Consider the following 556-nt stretch of genomic DNA (forward strand, 5'->3'; position numbering starts at 1 on the left):
AATTAGTTCAACCCTGAAAGAAACACCGATTACGTTGTTTGTTTCCTGTGGCAGAAGCGACAACCGATGGTATAGTTGAGGTTCATTCCGTCAGCCACTCGTTCCCGATGCACGGATGCAAAGGTAGTGCATGGCTTGATGGCAGCGGCAAGGTCGGGCGGCAGAGCCGTTTCGGGCAGAATCTTCCTCCTGCGGAGCGTATTCAACCCGAAAACCTTGCCACTGCCTGCCACACGCTTTTAGAGCATCCGGCAACGGAAACAAGCGACTGATGGGAAATCAGAAGAAAGAAAAGAGGAACGGCTTACAGACGAAGCAGGATATTGATGCTCGATCTGTAAGCCGTTCCTTTCTCTTTTTGCCGAACCATTGCTGATGCAATCACAGGGCAGACGGCAAACTGCGCTCCTTCAAGAAAATCAGGTTGCCGTCTGTCGGTAGGCAGAGCGGTAGCCGTCAGCAAGCATCCTTTCGATGTCCGATTCACGGTAGAGAATTTTGCCGCCTAACTGGATATAGGCTATGCGTCCTTCGTTTCGATAGTCCTGAAGTGTCC

Annotated in this window: 2 protein-coding genes; one reads left to right on the forward strand and one right to left on the reverse strand. The window is 51.3% G+C overall.

Annotated elements, in window-relative coordinates; genetic code table 11:
* Positions 1-47: 47 nt before the first annotated feature.
* Positions 48-272 carry a hypothetical protein gene (locus MoGM_RS13165; protein WP_199181771.1) on the forward strand — a complete coding sequence of 75 codons (225 nt, stop codon included), beginning with the start codon at positions 48-50 and terminating at the stop codon, positions 270-272.
* A 147-nt stretch (positions 273-419) separates the two neighbouring features.
* Here the strand turns inward: MoGM_RS13165 and MoGM_RS06260 are convergent.
* The coding region (locus MoGM_RS06260; RefSeq protein WP_146078671.1) for a helix-turn-helix domain-containing protein at positions 420-556 on the reverse strand (137 nt) is incomplete at its 5' end.

It is taken from the genome of Prevotella sp. MGM1, from assembly GCF_002933775.1.
Classification (GTDB): Bacteria; Bacteroidota; Bacteroidia; order Bacteroidales; family Bacteroidaceae; genus Prevotella.